General features: G+C 38.6%; 1 protein-coding gene and 1 pseudogene. One reads left to right on the forward strand and one right to left on the reverse strand.

All coding sequences use genetic code 11. The annotated features are described in order from the left end of the window. Positions 1–249 (reverse strand): hypothetical protein (locus KIV40_RS30230; RefSeq protein WP_285352958.1); only part of this gene is annotated, 249 nt, incomplete at its 3' end. A gap of 486 nt (positions 250–735) precedes the next feature. On the opposite strand from KIV40_RS30230, the pseudogene KIV40_RS30235 reads away from it, so the two are divergent. Next, positions 736–927, forward strand: a pseudogene (locus tag KIV40_RS30235) (aldehyde dehydrogenase family protein); the annotation flags it as partial.

The raw sequence follows: 927 nt of genomic DNA on the forward strand, positions 1-927 counted from the left end.
AACTTTGTAATCAATGTCTCTTTTCTCGAGTGCACCAATAAGCAATTGGAATGATGGAAGGGTACAAAAAAAGCTGTCTGTAAAAATTACAGGGCGTTGAATCCCTTTGCTCTTCAAATGTTCCGCAAGTGTATCAAGTGATTTCTCACCATTTAAAACATTCGGTACTGGAACAGGCATGCGAGGGAAAGCGGTGCTTGCAAGTGCATGGTATGTGTTTACAAAAAATCGTTCAGTTTTATATAGCATCGGAGTTACCTACTGTAAGTTAAAATTTGGTGTAAAGTTTCTATTCCCTTGAGTAAGTTCCATCATTCTCTTTACTGTATGCATTTACCCTACACTCAAACAAACCGGTCGGTCTAGTGTTTTTTGTGTGTTTTTTAAAAAAACTTCTTTATGTCGGTTATCAGTAATTGATAAATCATCTGTCAAAACTGGGAGTCTAGAACGCTAATTTATTGAAAATAAGACGTTTAATTTATCCATCGCTAATAAATGAGCGTTATGTCTAACATTCCTCGGACAAATTTATTCGCAAAATTACTAGACCGACCGGTTTGTTTTGTATTATTGTGTAATCAACCCAACGAGAAAGGTATAGAAAATGAACAGTATTACTTCACTTAATGAAATGAAGCATCACTATAAGAATATGAAAGACGCGTACAATTCGGATCCAATGCCGAGCTTAGACGCCCGTGTCACGAAGCTTAATTTGCTAAGAGAGGCACGTGTGTTGCGAATATTGATTACAGCATTGAGCATATCAGTGAGTGGATGGCACCATCAGTGCGTAGTGCGGGAGCATTGCTTTCGTTGTCTCAAGTCGAAGTGGTGTATCAACCGAAAGGTGTCGTGGGTATTGTAACTCCATGGAACTTCCCTGTTATGTTGTCTGTTGGCCCACTTATTTCTGCAATCACA

The sequence above is a fragment of the Vibrio sp. D173a genome (assembly GCF_030248475.1).